The sequence below is a fragment of the Planomicrobium sp. CPCC 101110 genome (assembly GCF_007859395.1).
Lineage (GTDB): Bacteria > Bacillota > Bacilli > Bacillales_A > Planococcaceae > Planococcus.
In genome coordinates, this window is the sequence record NZ_VOHD01000003.1 from 182,372 (window position 1) to 199,777 (window position 17,406).

The following is a 17,406-nucleotide window of genomic DNA, read 5'->3' on the forward strand; positions in this document are numbered from 1 at the left end:
CATGCACCTATAAAAAAACGGAAGCTTAGCAAATGAAAGTTGCTTAGCTCCCGTTTTTGTTTTGTGGATTGTGATTTAAAATGAATATAAATTTATTGAATAGCCGTTAACATATGATGTTAAAATTTAGCTGAAGAATGAAGCAGTCTTTTAAAAAGCCGATTGTAAAAAGAAGAGGCAAAACGGTTAATACGTAAAGGGAAAGCAGGTGCAATCAATGTTAAAGAAGCTGACGGAAAGAGTATATTACAAACCCCATTTTCAGAAAACCGACCGTCCTGTTATCGGAGTGATTACTGGGGATGATTTCAGTTTGGTGGTGGATGCGGGAAATTCTCCGGCTCATGCATCGGAGTTTCTGGAAAGCATAAGAACGGAAAGTGTTTCACCTTTGAAATTTCTTGCTGTTACACATTGGCACTGGGATCATATTTTTGGTATTCATACAATGGACTTGGTAACCCTTAGTCATCTGGACACAAAACAGAGAATAGATTATTTAAGTACCTTACAGTGGGATGATGACTCTCTGGATCTGCGTGTCCAAACAGGGGAAGAGATTGAATTTTGCAGGGATATGATAAAGCTGGAAATGCCTGAAAGAAATCATCTGCAATTCAAGTCGCCTGAACTTTCTTTTTCCGACAAAATGGAAGTGGATTTAGGAAACTTGACTTGCGTAATCGAACATGTTGGCGGTGTTCATGCCCAAGATTCATCTATAATTTACATACCTCAAGAAAAAGTGATGTTCCTGGGAGATTGCCTTGCGCCTGATTTTTACAGCGGAGATTGGAGCTACGATAGAAATGAACTTCAGCTCCTGCTAAAAAAGATCAGTAAATATGAGGTGGACTACTATGTAACTTCCCATAATGAACCGGAAACTTACCAGGAATTATGGAATTACTTGAATATGCTAAAAGGCATCGGAAACATTGTCGGAGCTGACGTATCCATCTTAACAGTAAAAGACCGATATAAAAAAGTGGAAAACAAAATCCCGAACGAAGAGGAAATAACTCTTATGGAGTATTTTATAAATGGGAATATAAAAAGAGGAATAAAAAATTGAAAACTTACCATTTGACGCCGAGAGATTTTCAGTTGATTGATGAAGCCAAAAGAAAAATAACTTTGCTCTATGAAGAAGATAAACACCATGTGGGCGCGGCGCTGCATACCGAATCCGACAACATAGTTTCAGCGGTCCATATCGAAGCATATATTGGAAGAGTCACCGTCTGTGCTGAAGCCATCGCTATCGGAAGCGCAATTTCGAGCGGCGAAAGCGGATTTGATACGATTGTGGCTGTCAGACATCCTCATTCAGACGAAGAAAATCAGCAATTGAAAATTGTTAGCCCCTGCGGCATGTGCAGGGAATTGATTTTCGATTATTCACCAGCCTGTTTCGTGATTCTGGAGATTGATGAGAAATTGCAGAAAACGAAAATTGAAGAATTGCTTCCTCTGAAGTATACGCGGTAATTTGGAAAGAACTTTTCGCTTCTAAGCTTCACTGATATTGAAAGACTAACAAGAAATCAAAAGAAAACTTTTTCAGGAGCTTAGAGGATTTATAAAATAGCGAGCAAAAAGAAGCCCATGCACTTATCTTAAGTGATTGGGCTTCTTTTCTGAGTAAACAATATATTTAGAAGCAACAGAGCATGAACTAAATTGCTGCCAACTTCTGGCTCATATCTTCAGTTATCACTCGGCAGGTTCAGATTTAGCTGCGCCTCTGTCAGGGAACTCCAATCCAAGTTCTGCCATATGCGCTTCGGCTTCTTCCTGTGTGAGGGTGCCGTCCATGACTTGCTGCGTAATTTCTTGCATTTTTGCCTTGGATTCTTCGTCGAGCCCTTCAAACATACCACCCATGCCGCCTTCTGGAGGCGTGCCGGTTCCACTCCTCATACCGCCGCCCATGCTACCGATGCCAGCCTCGGTAATGCCATTTTCATCGACCCAGCTGACAGTTTCCGTAATCGTGAAATCAACGATTTGTGTACCGCCTTCGTAAGTTCCGTCTTGATAAAGGCCGTTTGCTTCTGTTCCAGTGGAAGTTCCGCCTGTAAACAAGGTGTAAGACGAATCGGCCATTAAATCAGGGGAGCTGATGAAGATTGCCTGGAATTCCTTCGCCGGTGCAAAAGTGGCAATTTCATTTCCTGCACTGTCTTCGATATGGACAAGGGTTCCCGGTGCCTGTGTTTCCGGGAAGGTCATGACGACTGAAGATTGGGCTGATTCTTCGGACGCTGCCTGGAGCATCCCGGAACTTCCTGCGGCAATCAACAGGCCGCCTTCCATCATCAAACTGCCGTCATAATCCAGCGAACCATTCATATTTTCTGTCGGTCCGTCGACTAATACGGTGCCGCCAGTGATTTCGATTGAACCGTTCGAATCCAGGCCATCTCCCGCTGCGTTGACTGAAACAAATCCGCCGTTGACCGTCAGCTTGGATTCCAGTTCTTCTTCTGCTGCCGCATCGGCTTCTGCCTCTTCTATTGCCTCCGCTTCATCAGTTGTTGAACTTTCTGCCGCATCGGTTTCGCGTGCCATCCCGCCTGGCATCATTGTGGAACCGCCGCTGACATTTATGCCATCGTCTGCTGCCGTGAGCACCAAAGTTCCGTCGTTTACTGTAATATTATCGGCTTCCAGTGCCTCATTGCTTTTCGCAACTTCAATGGTTCCGCCTGCGACCAAAGCGGCATTGTTTGCGTGGATGCCGTCATCTCCCGCAGCAATTGTCCACTCTCCGCCGCTGATGGCCACATCTCCATCACTATGGACAGCATCATCAAGTGAATCGATAGCAAATGTTCCTCCGCTGACGGCAAGGTTTGTCACCGCTTTTATGCCTTTAGCACTGTCGCTCGCGGTTTCTTCCGCCGTTTCATCTGTAGTTTCTGCCTCTTCCTGAGATGCCCGCATCATGCCACCTGAAGGGGCAATCGTCTCGGGGCTTCCTCCTCCTGCCGCAATCGTATAAGCGCCGTCCGTAATGTATACCGAAGCAGTTGATTGAATGCCATCATTTCCGGAAACAATCGAAAACTTGCCGCCTTCTATGGCAATGGTGCCTTTGGCGGCCTCTTCATCGTTGGAGGATTTGATGCCATCGCCACCCACTTCAATAGCTATGGTGCCATCTTTTACAGCTACAAGATCACGCCCCATCAAACCATCGTCCACCGCGGTAATCTGAATATCCCCTCCGGTGATTTTCAGCTCATCCTTGCTGGTGATGCCATTATTATAATTTCCGTTGACGACTAAACGGCCGCTTCCGTTAATGGTCAAGTCGTCTTTACTGAAAATCGCCGCATTCGGTTCGTCCGCATCGGAATCTTCAAAGACATATTCCTCGCCGTCAGAAAGGACGTTTTCGGTTCCTTCTTCCAGCGATATCACGGTTTTCTTGGCATTCACGACATTAATGGCTGATGTATCAGAAGAGTTTATTTCTACACCATCGAGCACCAGCCGTACGGTCTTCTTGTCTTCGGAATCGATGCTGATTTGGCCATTATCCAGACTTCCGCTGAGAACATATGTCCCGCCAGCTTTGATGGTCAGTGTATTATCATCAAAAATGACAGCTGCGGAAGAGTCGAAGTCCGCTTCTGTGCCATTCAGCTGAATGGTTTCAAAATTTTCCACTGCACTGTACTGGTCATCGTCTGAGTAATTGACTGCAGCTTCCACCTGTGTCTGGACTTCTTCAGTGGCCGCTGCGCTTGCCACAGTTACATCACTGTCCTCTTTATTGCTGCAAGCAAAAAGAAGGCTTGCGGACAAGGCAACTGCCGCCATCTTAAAAGTTTTTTTCTTTATCATTGTCTTCACTCCTCCAGGATTAAAAAATGAGTGTCTCCCTCATGGCCCTTAGTTTGAATCCGCAACCTTAACAAAACCTTAAAACGGCAACAATTTGCATTTATTTTATTTCCCCCTATAATCAAGTCTATTATTGCCATTCCATATATCGATATGAAGGAGCCATTAAAATGAAGCTATTAATCATAGAAGATGACCGGCATCTGTCTAACGCGATCAAGGAAACAACAGAGGAAATATTTGAAGCCCAGCAAGCTTTTGACGGAGAGGAAGGATTGTTTTTAGCGGAGCAGAACATCTTCGACTGCATCATCTTGGATATTATGATGCCCGGCATGAATGGCTATGAAGTGTTGAAGGAATTGAGGGCAGGAGATAATACGACGCCAGTCATCATGCTGACAGCAAAAGACGGGATCAGCGATAAAGTGCAAGGGTTTAAAGCCGGCGCTGATGATTACCTTGTGAAGCCGTTCCACCGGGAGGAGCTGCTTTTGCGGCTGGAGGCCATTGTCCGCCGTTCCGGAGGAGAATTAAAGGAGAACACGCTGGCATTCAAAGAGCTGAAGTTGAATATCAAAAACAAAACCGCCTTTATTGGGGATGAACCCGTCAAACTGAACGGAAAGCAGTTCGACCTCCTGGAGTATCTGTTGAACAACAAGAACATCATTTTAACGAAAGAGCAGATTTTCGACCGGATTTGGGGATTCGAATCGGATACTTCGACCACTGTGGTGGAGGTATATGCCAGCAATTTAAGGAAAACCTTGAAGAAATTCAATTACGATTCCTATATCAAGACATTCCGCGGCCTTGGTTACATGCTGTCGGATAATGGTGGATCTGATGAATAGAAAATCCATCTTCAGGAAACAACAGCTCCGATTTATGATACTGAACTTGTTGGCATTCACTATTATTTTCACGATTTTCGGGGTTATCATATTCGGGCAGGTACAAAATACGCTTTTTTCTAAAGCTGATGAGGAAATCATGAAATTCAAAGAAATGATGGTTGAAAATCCTTTTCCAAACGAGAGGATTCCCCCCGCTGATGAAGAGCAGCAAGGCTCGCCTTCTTTCGATTCAAGAGGGCCGAACCCTAACCCGCGTGTGATTCTGCTCCATTGGAACAAAGCTGGTGAAATCGTCAATGAAGACCAAATCGGGACTTTGCTGTATGAAAACTATTTTGAAGAATACACAGTGGACACAGAAAACTTGGATGCCTTTACCAATATCACGTTCGACGAAACCTATACGTTCCGTTATTTGCTTTTCAAAGATACAGACCCGAATGATGAAATCGCCTATACCCAGCTCTTGGTGAATATCGACCCCGAACAGACGATTATTGAAAACTTTGGAAGGCTGCTTTTCATCTGTTCGCTGCTTTTCATCATCCTGTCGATTTCGGCAAGTTACTTCTTATCAAAGAAAATGATGAAACCCATTATCCAATCGTGGGACAAACAAGCGGAATTTGTCGAAAATGCTTCCCATGAACTGCGTACTCCTTTAACGATCATCCAGAACAAATTAGAATTGCTGCTGGTGGCGCCCCAGGAAAAAATCATGAACAAATTTGAAAATATAGCCCTTAGCTTGTCGGAAACGCGGCGCCTGTCGAAATTGACTTCCGACCTGTTGACCTTAGCGAGGGCGGATTCCGCTGAAATGCAGCTGTCCAAACAAACCATACCGGTAGATTCGTTCATCAAGAAAGCGGCTGCCCCTTACAAGGAAATCGCTGAATCCCAAGAGAAGCATTTATGGCTCGATTTGAATAGCGATGTAAACATGGAAGCGGACGAAAGCCGCATTCATCAGTTATTGGTCATCCTGCTTGATAATGCGTTGAAATATACGGAAGAAAAAGATAGTGTCGGAGTCAAGTCGTATATAGAAGACCAGAAAGTGGTCATCGAAGTCAGTGATACAGGCGTCGGCATCAAGGAAGAAAACATTTCCCATGTTTTTGACCGATTTTACCGCGAAGACAAGGCACGTTCCCGGGAAACCGGAGGCATGGGGCTCGGCCTTTCAATTGCCCAGTGGATTGTTGCCAGCCATTCAGGAACAATCAGTGCAGCTTCGAACAAGCAGCAAGGAACAACCTTTAAAGTGAAATTGCCAAAGTAAGAGATCACAACGTTGTGGTCTCTTTTTTATTATTCTTCTAAAGTTTTAAGGTTTGTTTAAGGTTAGCACTCAATAATAGGTTTCAAGAGCTTGATGAAAAAAGAAACCTGGTTCGTTGGAGCAAGGCATAGGAGTGATAAAAGATGAAGGCATTAAGTTTAAATGGCGTCCAAGGCCGAAGAGAGCTGAAGCATGAAATGACCAATATGGATTGCTACCTGCTAAGGAATAAATTGAAACATTATATGGAAAAGGATCCCCATGCAAAAGAAAACGGCATGTATTCCATCCGCAGTGTCTATTTCGACAACTTTGACAACAAAGTCATGAATCAGAAAAAAGAGGGATTGTTCGAGCGCGATAAATTCCGGGTCCGGCTTTATGACAATAATATGGATTTCTTGAACCTGGAGAAAAAAAGCAAGCGCAATAACCTCACTTATAAACAGAAATGCCCCATTACGGCTAAAGAGTATGAAAGGATCCGTTTTGGCGATATCAGTTGGATGGAAACTGATTCAAGGCAGCTTATGCAGGAGCTCTATTGGCAAATGGCGATGTTCCAGCTAAGGCCTGTCACTGTCGTCGACTATGAGCGTGAGGTATTCATCTATAGATACGGCAATGTCCGGGTGACATTCGACAGTTCCATCCGCACAAGCCTCCGGAATAACGATGTCCTTAATCCGAACATCCCGATGGTCGATACAGAACCGGACATTGTCCTGCTGGAAGTGAAATACGATGAGTTTCTGCCTAATGTCATCAAGCAGCTGCTGCAAGTAAGCGATTTACGCGCAGGTGCATATTCGAAATACCAAGTCAGCCGGATGTATGGCTAATATGCCTTCATTAGGCTATCAAACTATTACTGGAGGAATTAATAATGGAAAGTGTAAATTTTAGTGATATTTTCAAATCCAACTTTTTGGAGAATACGGGAAGCTTCTCGCTTGTCGATTCGTTGATCGGCTTAGCTGTGGCATTTGCTATCGGGCTGTTCATTTATATGATTTATAAGAAAACCTTCTCGGGCGTGATTTATTCGCATAGTTTCAACATTTCCCTTATCGTCATGTCGATGGCTACCGCATTGATCATCATAGGGATTTCGACCAACGTTCTACTGTCGCTCGGAATGGTCGGTGCCTTGTCTATCGTCCGGTTCAGAACTCCGATCAAAGATCCGATGGACCTTGTTTACCTGTTCTGGACCATTGTTTCAGGAATCCTGTGCGGAGCGGGATTTGTGGTGCTTGCCATTCTTGGTTCGCTGCTGATCGGATTGGTATTGATTGTCTTCATTAACAAGATTAAAATCGAGAACCCTTATCTTTTGATCATAAAATACGAGGACAATGATATTGAGAAGCCATTGGAACATCTCATATCTTCAAGTGTACGGAAACATCTGGTCAAATCGAAATCCGTCGCCCAAGGCTTCGATTATGAAGTGACTTATGAAGTGCGTGTCAAAGATTCGGACATGAATTTCATTTCCCGCATCTCGGAAATGTCCGGAGTTAAATCAGCGGTCATGCTGAGTTATGATGGCAACTTTACGGCTTAAATCACGAAAGCGTTCCACTCACCGTCGTCGGTAAGTGGAACGCTTTTTTTTTATAAAAATGAGGGTGGAAAGATTTTGGGAAGGCAGGATGAGTTTCGGCTTTTTCGTGCGAGTTCCAACTTTTACGGCATGAGTTCCAACTTCAAGCCCGTGAGTTCCAACTTTTGTGGTGAGATGAAGAACGGAAAAGGTTTTCCCTGTTATTTGAAGAAATAATAATCAAGCGACTTGAAGGAGGAAGGGAAATGAAACAAATTATTGCGCTTGGCGGAGGCGGCTTCTTGATGGAGCCGAACAACCCGCTATTGGATTCATACATATTGGCTCAATCAAAGAAAGAACGACCGAAGATCTGTTTTATTCCAACGGCAAGCGGCGACTCGGAGAACGCTACATTGAGGTTCTATGAATTTTTCACACAACAAAATTGCCAGCCGTCTCATCTTTCTTTGTTCAAACCGCCGACAAGGGATATTGAACGTTTCATACTGGAAAAAGACATCATATATGTCGGGGGAGGAAACACCAAAAATCTGTTGGCCATATGGAAAGACTGGGGATTGGATGGCATTTTGAGAAAAGCCTGGGAACAGGGCATCGTTCTCGCGGGAATCAGTGCAGGTTCGATCTGCTGGTTTGAAGAAGGGGTGACCGATTCGTTCGGAGAAGGGCTTGAACCGATCAAAGCGCTTGGTTTCCTGAAAGGCAGCAACTGTCCGCATTATGACGGAGAAGAAGATAGAAGGCCGACGTACCGTCAGCTTGTTGAAGAAAAGAAGCTGCAAGCAGGGATTGCGGCAGATGACGGAGTAGCGGTCCATTATGTAGATCAAGAAATTGAAAGGGTCGTAAGCTCTCGCCCGAAGGCAAAGGCTTATGAAGTTTCTTTTGATGGCCATATAAGAGAAACAGAGGTCCCGACGATATTTTTAGGCGCTTAAACTCTTGCCCGAACACTGCTGAGAAGAATGCGCAAAAAGGCTCCGATTGCGTGAAGGTATAGGCCAGAGATACTTCTGCTTATTCCTTATTTGGCGGGAAATCGTGTTATTTGCTGTATTAACATCGAGGAACCAATTTAAAGCGAATGAAGTTCGGGCAGAAAGATTAAGTTCAAGTTAAGAGATGTTGCCAAATGTGATTTTCACCCTTTTTCACAGGGAGGAGGTGTGATTGTAATTACCCTACAAAGGAGAGCAGCGGATATGAAATTTGCAGTATTTACGGATGTTCATGGAAACGCGCCGGCATTAAAGGCTGTTTTGGATAAAATTGATGAGACAGCGGAGATCGAACATGTTTTTTGTTTAGGGGATATGATCGGCATCGGTCCAAACACGAATGAAGTACTTGGAATGCTGTTTTCGCGAACTGACGTCTCGATGGTTACGGGAAATCATGACGAAGCGATTTTGGCATTGGCGCGAGGCCAGGAACATCCGCTTAGCCATTCTCATGTGAAAACCCATCACCGATGGATGGCTGATCGGCTTGATCCGGCTTTCATCCCAAAACTGGCAGCTTTGCCTCGGATTATAAAAAAGAGAATAAACGGACGCTCCACATTATTTGCCCATTACAAGATTCGTGATGTGAAATTGCAGGCGCCGATCAGCGAGGATCCATTCGAACCAATTGTGGAGCCGAACCTTTTTAACATGGAAAAATTATTCAACAAAACGAATGAGGAGCTGATTTGTTTCGGTCACCATCATCCGCTTCACTTTTTTAAGAACGAAAAAACCATATACCTTAATCCAGGCGCTCTAGGCTGCAGCAATCAGGCAATTGCACCTTACTCTATCGTTAGTGTTTCGGCACAAGGAATTGAAGTTAGCCTAGAGGAAGCCGAGTACGACAACCGGGAGTTTCTGCTGTCGTACGAAAAACTGAAGGTGCCGGAACGGGAATTTATTTTGAAAGTGTTCCATGGAGATCAATTGAGCAATAAAGTCTGAAGGATCGGAAAGCAATGGCTGGATCTGAAAATTGATTCATCAATCTGTGGGTAAAACGCTGAAGGTGAAAAAAGAAGCCGGTACGATTAAAAATAATCGTACCGGAAAGGAGATGCTTGGAGCGAGGAAGAGACTTCGAAGATGGAACAGAGAGGTTAGACCTGAGGTGCTAACTGACAGAAAGCCCAAAAGTTTTAAGGGAAAGCCGCTCCAAGAGCGGCTTTTATCAATCGATAATAAGCGGCACTTGATGGCAGTAAGGACACGGTATATAAGCTTGTTGATTTTCGAGCAGTTGGATGTAAAGGCGGGAGTCTGCAAACTCCTTGTCTTCGGGTGCGCTGTCATCCAGATGGCAGCGGCTTCCCATATATCGGCTTGCATGAACGGATTTTTGTTGATGACCAATTATATATTGCAGCATGAGGAAGCACTCCTTTTCTCTTGGCTGGCTTTTCAAGTGAATAGTCTTTAAAAACATTCTGTTCTGCCTTTCTGAGGGATTTTTTACCAACTATTTATTTTTGCTTAATCCAAAAAAAACGCCGAAAAGAATCGTTGCGATTCTTTTCGGCGTTGTCCACGGCGCTAATGTCCGGTACACATAGCCACACTATGAAGTTTATTTTACGATTAAGAATTTGCGAAAGGCAAAAATCTGCGATTGCTCCAATTAACATTTCGATTCCCGTTTTTGCCGAACTTAAACTCTTTGTACCTAGTTTTTTATACAAAATTTTCAAAGGTGAAATCAATGCCTGGTTTTTATGAAAACCCATTTGCTGCGCAACCAAATTTCTTCAACTGCGATATCATGGATATTGAAATTGGCAACTTCTTTTGGGTGCGCGCAGAAAGCAGGGTAATCTGCGAGATGGCCAGCTCCAGTTTTTTCTTGAGGAAGCCGGCAGCCTGCTGGCTGCCCTTGATGTGCCCTTGATGGTATGTCCGGTTGACGGCAGCTGCTAGGTGCAGGCGAGAAAGCGGCCGATGCTGACAATGATTGCTTTGGCAAGCGCCGGCGCATGGATCTGGAATGCCGCAAAAAAAGATGAAAAAACAACAAAAAGCCTTCCCCAAAATTTTTGGAGAAGGCTTTTCAGCTTAAAATGAGGCATTCGCTTTTCTTTTCGTAAAGTCGAGTTCAGGATAATAAGCGTCTTTGACCAGCAGATTCGGACCGAGGCAAGAAACCGCGGGACAGTGGCAGCCGACGGTTTTCGCAAGGGGGCGATCCAGCCAGCTGCCGAGCATGGCTGGAAGAGAGTCTGTCTGAATGTTGCCCATAGAAGGTGTATCGCCAAAATCGGTGACAATGACGTCGCCCGTGAAAATATTGACGTTCAGGCGCGAGCGGCCATCCGGATCGTTTCGGACTGTGATGTTTTTGCTGGAACGGATGCGCTGGAGCAAAGCCACATCTTCTTCATTTGAACTGCACGGATAAAATGGCAGCGTGCCAAAGAGCATCCAGACGTTTTCATCCCGTTGGTCCAAAAGCTCATGAATGGCTTTCCGGGTTTCATCCAGCGACAGGACTTCAAGCTGGGAAGCAAAGTCGCTCGGATACATTGGGTGAACTTCATGCCGTGCGCATTTCATTTCTTCGACGATTTGTTTATGTATTTTCGCAAGATGCGGAAGTGTCCGTTTGTTGAGCATTGTTTCCGCTGACACCATCACCCCTGCTTCGGAAAGTGCGCGGCTGTTATCGATCATCCGCTGAAATTGGTCTGCACGGCGCTCTTCCGAAGGTTTACGCTCCATATTGGCGAATCCGCCAGTTACAAAGTCGTCAATAGTGCCCCAGTTATGAGAAATGTGCAAAACATCCAAATAAGGTGCGATAAGCATATACCGCTCAAGCGGCATGGTAAGGTTGGAGTTCATCTGCGTCCGTACTCCTCGCGCATGCGCGTATTTCAACAAAGGCAGCACATAGCGCTCGACCGATTTTTTGGAAAACATCGGCTCGCCGCCGGTCAAGCTGATGGTCCGGAGATGCGGGATTTCATCCAGCCGGGCTAACAGCAATTCGATCGGCAGGGCATCGGGATCTTTCTGGGCGAGCATGTAGCCGACGGCGCAATGTTCGCAGCGCATGTTGCACAGGTAAGTGGTTGTAAACTCTATACTGGATAATGTCAGTTTTCCATGTTCTTCAATATCCATATAAGCTTCCCATGGATCATGATCCGGCGAAATGTTTTTAGAAACGGTGTTAATTAATGTCATAGTCAAGGACTCCCATAATATTTATCAACGTTAATTATGGACTTCACCCATGGGTTCTACAACCTTTGATGAAGATGTCCAATTTTTCTGATTGGACGGGAAAATAAAAAACCATTCCCTATGAGGTGTGGGAACGGCTTTGCGCATGAGATCATTCAACTGGTTTCCCCTTCGCCTCAATAACAGGGGTGCGGACAACCAGCACGTCGCATCTTGCCGAGCGGACAATGCGTTCAGAAACGCTGCCCATAAGGAAGCGTTCGGCTGAATTCAAGCCGGTCGCCCCGCAAACGATCAAATCAGCATCCAGCCGTTTGACCATGTCCACTGGAATCATGGATTTAGGGGAACCGTATTCCACTATGGAATTCACTTGCGGCACTCCCGCTTCTGTGGCGACTTCTTTGTATGTGGTCAATAAGCCCTCCGCTGCCGTTTTTGCCCCTTTGGCAAAGGCTTGGCCATAAGCCTCGATAGATCCGAACGAACGGTTGTCGACAATGCTAACCAAATTCAAAGTTGCGTTATTCCGCACCGCGATATCGACCGCCTTTTTGAATGCGATGGCTGCTTGATCCGATCCGTCTACCGCTACGATAATTTGTGAATACTTTAAAGTCATAATGTATTCCTCCTTATCTTTCTTATATAAGAGAATTCGATAACTCTTTTCCAATCCCTGCTTATCCAAAAACTTTTGGGTCCTGTCTTCGAGGAGATTCCATCGATGGCTTGGTTTTTCGCAGCCCAAATTATAGCACTGGCAGCCTGGAATTTTCAGTCTTTTATTTCGCGGGGTTTTTGTTAGGGTTAAAGGAGAAGGAAATTAGGGGGATTGCCATGATTGACTATCAAGTATCTTCGCTTGAAGGGTTTACCGATAAGATTGGGGAACTGTGTTTTCTGCTGGAACATGCGAGAGCTGCTACATTGAGTGAAATCGGGAGCCTTAGCCAAGCTGAGTTGGATTATTGGGAACACGCTGACGATAATTCCATTGGAGCTCTATTGTTTCATATCGCATCGATTGAAAAAGTCCACCAGGTGATTTCGTTTGAAAAAAGGGATTTTACTGCTTCGGAATTCGCGGAATGGGGAGCGGGAATCGACCTGCATGACAGCGCCCGCATGGAAATCCGAGGAAAAGGGCTGGATTTCTATCTTCAGCAGCTTTCGGATGTCAGGGAGCAGACATTGAAGCAATTGCGTCTGCGCGGCGATGGCTGGTTGTACGAACAAAACCATTGGCCAAATGGGACGCCTTATAACAATTACTATTTATGGTTTCATGTACTGGAGGACGAAATCAGCCACCGAGGCCAAATAAGGTCGATCAAACGGAGAATAACGAATTGCGGAAAGCAGGGGAACGGATATGAACATTGAATTGGAAGGCGGCCGCTTTTATCTGCGGGAATTGGCTGAGAATGATTGGGCGGCTGTACACGACTATGCTTCACAGGAAATTGTTTCCCGTTATCAGCCGTGGGGGCCGAATTCCGAGGAAGACTCCCGGAAGTTCGTAAACGATAGCCTTATGGACGCGGCTAAGGATCCAAGGACACGCTTTGTGTTTGCGATTGTTTTAAAGGATACCGAAAAATTGGTCGGAGCCGGGGAGTTCAATTTGCGGGACAGAGCAAATAAGGCAGGGGAAATAGGCTATATCATCAACCCGGCATTTTGGGGGCAAGGCATCGCGACCGAAGCGGCAAGCAGGCTAATCGATTTCGGATTCAAGGAATTGGGCCTCCACCGGATCTACGCCACATGTGATCCTGAAAATGCCGCTTCCCAAAAGGTCTTGGAGAAAATCGGACTGGTGAAAGAAGGGTGGATGCGTGAAAACCTGTTGATGAACAATGGTTGGAGAGATTCGCTGTTGTACAGCGTCCTTGAACACGAATGGCACAGCGGTAAAAAGGTTATAAGATGGAAAAAATAAAATGCAATCAATTTACATACAACTTACTAAGGCCGGAAAATGCCATGCAAAATGGCTTTGCAATTATTTTGTACCATGGCTGGGGAACGACCGCTGACAGTTACACAGAATTGGGGGAGCGAATTGCGGGTAGGGGATATACGGTCATCATTCCGGAAATTCTGTATCACGATTCCAGAAACCCCTTACCGAACTGCTTCAATCAAGAAATCATACAGGCGTTTTTTTGGAAGACGATTAGGGAGAGCATCAAGGAATTTGATGATTTTTTTCAAATACTTCAGATATCCAAAGAGCAGGCTATTCTTGTCGGAAGTTCGATGGGTGGTTTTATTGCAAACGGCATTTTTGCTTTCCAGGAGAACATCGGCGGACTCGTTAATATTAATGGTTCAGGATCTTTTGCCCTTACAGAAAAGTTGTTCAGGAAAAGGGATGGACGTCCTGATCTGACAACAGAAGAAGAGACTGTTTTAAAACGAATTGATCCGATTCAAAAAGAAAATGCCCTTGCTCCTGTCCTTCTAATGCACGGCGACAAAGACACCACGATTCCAATTGAAATCCAACAGAATTACTTTCAGCATTTAATGAGAACAAACTGTAAGGCAGAAATAAGGTTCCTAATTTTTCCGGATGTTAATCATCAATTTACCGAGGAAATGGTGGAAGAGCTCTTGGATTGGTTGAAAGAGGTGCAGACGAAAAGATGAATGTGATATTGGAGAAAGGGAGAGAAGCGGATACACAAGCCCTCTTTGATATGCAAAGAGCGGCTTTTCTGCCTTTGCTTGAAAAATACCAGGACTTTGAAACGAGCCCGGCGAACGAAACGATAGAGCAATTGCGTTCCAAAATAACTGATGCCCGAAATGATTTTTTAAAAATTTGGGCAGACGGCAAGCTTGCGGGAGGAATATGCATAAAAAAGAAAGCGGAAACGTGTTTCCAAATCAGTCCGCTTTTCATTCTTCCTGAATATCAAGGGCACGGCATTGCCCAAAAAACCATTCGGCAAGCCGAAATGCGCTATCCGGAGGCAGAAATTTGGACACTCTTTACTTTGCTTGAAGAGCCGGGCAATTGCTACTTGTATGAAAAAATGGGATATATACAAATTGGCCAACCTCGAAAACTAACTGACAGTGCAACACTGGTCCATTATCAAAAAGGCATGGGGACGAAACTGCAGCAAAACAGTTAAACGCTTCTCCTGCTCTCTTATCAAGCCGAAAAGAAGAAAGCCCCTTGGCAAATTGACCTTCAAAAAATAAAAAATATCAAACGCATGATAGGAGAAGAGACTGGCATCTGTTAAAATCAATTGAAAAGTAAAAAAGTAATTATTTATTACCATTTATTTCAAAAGTTTAGGGGTCAGAACGTGAAGCTTAAAATGAGAACAGCAGGTATGATTGGAATAACAATGGGTCTATTTATCATTGTGTTATTTTTGTTTATCCGCCCATTCATAATAGAAGATGCCAAATTGATGGATGAAGAATCACTTATGATTGACCAGCGGCGGGTAGAAAATTATATCAGGGGCGAAGCGGAGGACCTGCAGCGGATCAGCCGTGATTGGGCTTATTGGGACGACACGTACCAATTTGTTATGGATCAGAACAAGGCATATATCAATTCCAACTTAGGGTTAGAGACGTTTTCAAATCATGGCAATAACTTCATGATTTTCACAGACAAGCAAGGCAAGGTGGTTTACTCGGCGGGGTTTGACTTAGCGGATGCTTCCCGGCTCGATTTGAAGCGGGACTTTCCGCCGGCTACTGAGGTTCTGGCAACAGCGGCAAAACAAAAAGGAACGGCCATATTAAAGAATGAAAAATACGGCCGTTTTTTAGTCTCGGTGGAGCCGATTCTGACCAGCAAAAGGGAAGGACCGGAAGCAGGCTATCTGATCATGGGCAAACTGCTGGATATCTCGTTTTTTGATTTGATGAAAAATCACTTGGCTGTAGAATTGGAAACAGTAGTGCCCGGAACCGAATCAGGAATCAAAGAGTTAGGCAAGGACCGATTAAGCGCAATATTTTCGGTTGGCGACGAATTGAGTTTTGAGGTCCGGAAAGACCGTAAATACTACAATGAAAAATTGGACAGCATCAATAATTTGTTCCTGGCTTTATCGCTTGCCACGCTGCTTCTGGTGTTTTTGGTTTACTATCTGCTTGATTTGTTTGTCCTATCGCGTATCTCGTACCTTTCTGTGCAAATGAAAGGCATCAATTTTGACGAACGCCTTTCATTGGATATTAAAAAGACGCGAAAAGCGAAAGACGAAATTACGGATCTTGAAAATTCGATCCAGGAAATGCTGCAAAGCCTTGAAAAAGCCCATGCCAAAGTTTCGAATCTCGCTTTCTACGACCAGTTAACAAGTTTGCCAAACCGGTTCAATCTGTATAAAGAATTTGAAAAGCGCATTGAAACAAACGGATCGTCGTTTGCGGTTTTGTTCTTTGATTTGGACGGTTTCAAACAAGTGAACGATTTGCATGGCCATAGCAGCGGAGACGAATTATTGAAGCAGATTGGGGAGCGGATGGCGGGGATAACCGAGAACACCGGCAGCCGGCTGTTCCGCATAGGCGGGGATGAATTCATCTTATTAAGCTCTTCCATAAAACGGCAAGAGCTGAACCAAGAAGTTGAAAGGCTGATGGAGGTGCTCCGCCAAGAATTTGCTTTAACAAAAGCGGCGGTCTCTATTTCTTCAAGCGTCGGTATAAGTTTTTTCCCGCAAGATGCAAAAACGCTGGATGATCTCTTGCATTACGCAGATAGCGCGATGTACGAGGCTAAGAATAATGGGAAAAACAGCTACGCCTTTTACGAGGACTTGAGCAATAAAAATTATTACAAGAACAAATCGAATCTGAAACTTGATCTTATACATGCTGTAGCCAGAGAACAGCTTTTTCTGGAGTACCAGCCGATAATGGACCAGACAGGAAATCGGATGCTTGGAGTAGAAGCGTTAGTCCGGTGGAAACACCCTGATCAAGGAAGGATCGCACCGCTGCAATTCATCGCAATAGCCGAAGAGCTTGGTGCGATCAATGCCATCGGAGAATGGGTCATCCAAAAAGCGGTAAAAGATATAGCAGACTGGAATGCCCGCCGCGGGGAGTCGCTGCGGGTTGCGGTGAATGTCTCGAAATCACAGTTGAAAAACAAAGAAGGCTTGCTGAGGCTCATCGATCAAACACTGCTGGAAAACAATTTTCCGTCGCATTTGCTGCAAGTTGAAATAACGGAAAGTGATACGGCAACCGGGCACCAGGAAATTGCTGCATTTACCCGTGAACTGAAGGCACGGAAAATTTGTGTGGCCATGGACGATTTTGGCGTTGGCACTTCTTCATTGTTCCATTTGATAGAAATGGACGTGGATGTGGTGAAAATTGACCGGAGTTTTCTTCAAAAAGTGCCGGCAAGCAAGAAGGATACGATCCTTTTGACAGGATTGTATCAGACATTCAAGGAATTGAACCTCCAAGTTGTGACAGAAGGCATTGAAACAGAAGAGCAGCGAAGGTTTCTCCTGGCGGAAAAAACACACTTGCAAGGCTATTATTTCAGCCGGCCTGTTTTGTTGGAGCAGTTAGAGGAAGTCCAGGAGAAGTGGAAATCACCTGTGTAAAATCAGCAGAAGCCAAAAAGGCGAATCCAACAAC

The 17,406-nt window shown here is 44.8% G+C and carries 17 protein-coding genes; 13 read left to right on the top strand and 4 right to left on the bottom strand.

From position 1 onward, the window contains the following. Positions 1-217 precede the first annotated feature (217 nt). Together FQV30_RS01105 and FQV30_RS01110 are read left to right on the top strand one after the other, a co-directional pair. The gene (locus tag FQV30_RS01105) at positions 218-1,075 is read left to right on the top strand and encodes an MBL fold metallo-hydrolase (protein WP_146498304.1); all 858 of its coding nucleotides are present in this window, start codon (positions 218-220) and stop codon (positions 1,073-1,075) included. Continuing rightward, positions 1,072-1,491, top strand: coding sequence for a cytidine deaminase (locus tag FQV30_RS01110; RefSeq protein ID WP_146498305.1), 420 nt, complete (start codon positions 1,072-1,074; stop codon positions 1,489-1,491). Before FQV30_RS01105 ends, FQV30_RS01110 begins: the two co-directional genes overlap by 4 nt. A 225-nt stretch (positions 1,492-1,716) precedes the next feature. Here the strand turns inward: FQV30_RS01110 and FQV30_RS01115 are convergent, their stop codons facing one another. After that, positions 1,717-3,855: a carbohydrate-binding domain-containing protein gene (locus tag FQV30_RS01115; RefSeq protein ID WP_146498306.1), complete on the bottom strand. Its 2,139-nt coding sequence runs from the start codon at positions 3,853-3,855 to the stop codon at positions 1,717-1,719. 170 nt (positions 3,856-4,025) lie between these two features. Between FQV30_RS01115 and FQV30_RS01120 the strand changes: the two genes are divergently transcribed. The 6 genes from FQV30_RS01120 to FQV30_RS01145 all read left to right on the top strand — a co-directional run bounded on the left by FQV30_RS01120 (position 4,026) and on the right by FQV30_RS01145 (position 9,528). Continuing rightward, entirely contained in the window at positions 4,026-4,712 is a 687-nt protein-coding gene (locus FQV30_RS01120; protein WP_146498307.1) for a response regulator transcription factor, read from the top strand. 34 nt (positions 4,713-4,746) lie between these two features. Further along, entirely contained in the window at positions 4,747-6,000 is a 1,254-nt protein-coding gene (locus FQV30_RS01125) for a sensor histidine kinase (protein ID WP_370512344.1), read from the top strand. Between the two features lie 143 nt (positions 6,001-6,143). Then, the gene (locus FQV30_RS01130; RefSeq protein WP_146498309.1) at positions 6,144-6,842 is read left to right on the top strand and encodes a polyphosphate polymerase domain-containing protein; all 699 of its coding nucleotides are present in this window, start codon (positions 6,144-6,146) and stop codon (positions 6,840-6,842) included. A 44-nt stretch (positions 6,843-6,886) separates the two neighbouring features. Next, positions 6,887-7,570 (top strand): DUF4956 domain-containing protein, encoded by a 684-nt coding sequence (locus tag FQV30_RS01135; protein ID WP_146498310.1) that lies wholly within the window; start codon positions 6,887-6,889, stop codon positions 7,568-7,570. 245 nt (positions 7,571-7,815) lie between these two features. Continuing rightward, positions 7,816-8,511 (top strand): Type 1 glutamine amidotransferase-like domain-containing protein, encoded by a 696-nt coding sequence (locus FQV30_RS01140; RefSeq protein ID WP_146498311.1) that lies wholly within the window; start codon positions 7,816-7,818, stop codon positions 8,509-8,511. Between the two features lie 264 nt (positions 8,512-8,775). Next, on the top strand, positions 8,776-9,528 hold the full coding sequence (locus FQV30_RS01145) for a metallophosphoesterase family protein (protein WP_146498312.1): 753 nt from the start codon (positions 8,776-8,778) through the stop codon (positions 9,526-9,528). 226 nt (positions 9,529-9,754) lie between these two features. Here the strand turns inward: FQV30_RS01145 and FQV30_RS01150 are convergent, their stop codons facing one another. The 3 genes from FQV30_RS01150 to FQV30_RS01165 form a co-directional block, all read right to left on the bottom strand. Then, entirely contained in the window at positions 9,755-9,952 is a 198-nt protein-coding gene (locus FQV30_RS01150) for a hypothetical protein (RefSeq protein ID WP_146498313.1), read from the bottom strand. A gap of 680 nt (positions 9,953-10,632) precedes the next feature. Beyond that, positions 10,633-11,763: a radical SAM/CxCxxxxC motif protein YfkAB gene (gene yfkAB / locus FQV30_RS01160; protein ID WP_146498315.1), complete on the bottom strand. Its 1,131-nt coding sequence runs from the start codon at positions 11,761-11,763 to the stop codon at positions 10,633-10,635. A gap of 151 nt (positions 11,764-11,914) precedes the next feature. Then, positions 11,915-12,385 carry a universal stress protein gene (locus FQV30_RS01165; protein WP_146498316.1) on the bottom strand — a complete coding sequence of 157 codons (471 nt, stop codon included), beginning with the start codon at positions 12,383-12,385 and terminating at the stop codon, positions 11,915-11,917. A gap of 218 nt (positions 12,386-12,603) precedes the next feature. Between FQV30_RS01165 and FQV30_RS01170 the strand changes: the two genes are divergently transcribed. The 5 genes from FQV30_RS01170 to FQV30_RS01190 all read left to right on the top strand — a co-directional run bounded on the left by FQV30_RS01170 (position 12,604) and on the right by FQV30_RS01190 (position 17,372). Then, positions 12,604-13,149, top strand: coding sequence for a DinB family protein (locus FQV30_RS01170; protein ID WP_146498317.1), 546 nt, complete (start codon positions 12,604-12,606; stop codon positions 13,147-13,149). Beyond that, positions 13,139-13,708, top strand: a complete 570-nt coding sequence (locus tag FQV30_RS01175; protein ID WP_146498318.1) for a GNAT family N-acetyltransferase — start codon at positions 13,139-13,141, stop codon at positions 13,706-13,708. Before FQV30_RS01170 ends, FQV30_RS01175 begins: the two co-directional genes overlap by 11 nt. After that, positions 13,696-14,421 (top strand): alpha/beta hydrolase family protein, encoded by a 726-nt coding sequence (locus FQV30_RS01180; protein WP_146498319.1) that lies wholly within the window; start codon positions 13,696-13,698, stop codon positions 14,419-14,421. Before FQV30_RS01175 ends, FQV30_RS01180 begins: the two co-directional genes overlap by 13 nt. Next, a complete protein-coding gene (locus tag FQV30_RS01185; RefSeq protein ID WP_146498320.1) occupies positions 14,418-14,912 on the top strand; it encodes a GNAT family N-acetyltransferase in 495 nt (164 codons plus the stop codon). The genes FQV30_RS01180 and FQV30_RS01185 overlap by 4 nt, the downstream gene beginning before the upstream one ends. Positions 14,913-15,092: 180 nt before the next feature. Beyond that, a complete protein-coding gene (locus FQV30_RS01190) occupies positions 15,093-17,372 on the top strand; it encodes a bifunctional diguanylate cyclase/phosphodiesterase (RefSeq protein ID WP_146498321.1) in 2,280 nt (759 codons plus the stop codon). Positions 17,373-17,406 lie beyond the last annotated feature (34 nt).

Bases quoted from the DNA above. Each gene is read 5' to 3' on its own strand.
- FQV30_RS01105 (WP_146498304.1), top strand. From the start codon at position 218: ATGTTAAAGAAGCTGACGGAAAGAGTATATTACAAACCCCATTTTCAG.
- FQV30_RS01115 (WP_146498306.1), bottom strand. From the start codon at position 3,855: ATGATAAAGAAAAAAACTTTTAAGATGGCGGCAGTTGCCTTGTCCGCA.
- FQV30_RS01120 (WP_146498307.1), top strand. From the start codon at position 4,026: ATGAAGCTATTAATCATAGAAGATGACCGGCATCTGTCTAACGCGATC.
- FQV30_RS01125 (WP_370512344.1), top strand. From the start codon at position 4,747: ATGATACTGAACTTGTTGGCATTCACTATTATTTTCACGATTTTCGGG.
- FQV30_RS01130 (WP_146498309.1), top strand. From the start codon at position 6,144: ATGAAGGCATTAAGTTTAAATGGCGTCCAAGGCCGAAGAGAGCTGAAG.
- FQV30_RS01135 (WP_146498310.1), top strand. From the start codon at position 6,887: ATGGAAAGTGTAAATTTTAGTGATATTTTCAAATCCAACTTTTTGGAG.
- FQV30_RS01140 (WP_146498311.1), top strand. From the start codon at position 7,816: ATGAAACAAATTATTGCGCTTGGCGGAGGCGGCTTCTTGATGGAGCCG.
- FQV30_RS01145 (WP_146498312.1), top strand. From the start codon at position 8,776: ATGAAATTTGCAGTATTTACGGATGTTCATGGAAACGCGCCGGCATTA.
- FQV30_RS01150 (WP_146498313.1), bottom strand. From the start codon at position 9,952: ATGCTGCAATATATAATTGGTCATCAACAAAAATCCGTTCATGCAAGC.
- yfkAB (WP_146498315.1), bottom strand. From the start codon at position 11,763: ATGACATTAATTAACACCGTTTCTAAAAACATTTCGCCGGATCATGAT.
- FQV30_RS01165 (WP_146498316.1), bottom strand. From the start codon at position 12,385: ATGACTTTAAAGTATTCACAAATTATCGTAGCGGTAGACGGATCGGAT.
- FQV30_RS01170 (WP_146498317.1), top strand. From the start codon at position 12,604: ATGATTGACTATCAAGTATCTTCGCTTGAAGGGTTTACCGATAAGATT.
- FQV30_RS01175 (WP_146498318.1), top strand. From the start codon at position 13,139: ATGAACATTGAATTGGAAGGCGGCCGCTTTTATCTGCGGGAATTGGCT.
- FQV30_RS01180 (WP_146498319.1), top strand. From the start codon at position 13,696: ATGGAAAAAATAAAATGCAATCAATTTACATACAACTTACTAAGGCCG.
- FQV30_RS01185 (WP_146498320.1), top strand. From the start codon at position 14,418: ATGAATGTGATATTGGAGAAAGGGAGAGAAGCGGATACACAAGCCCTC.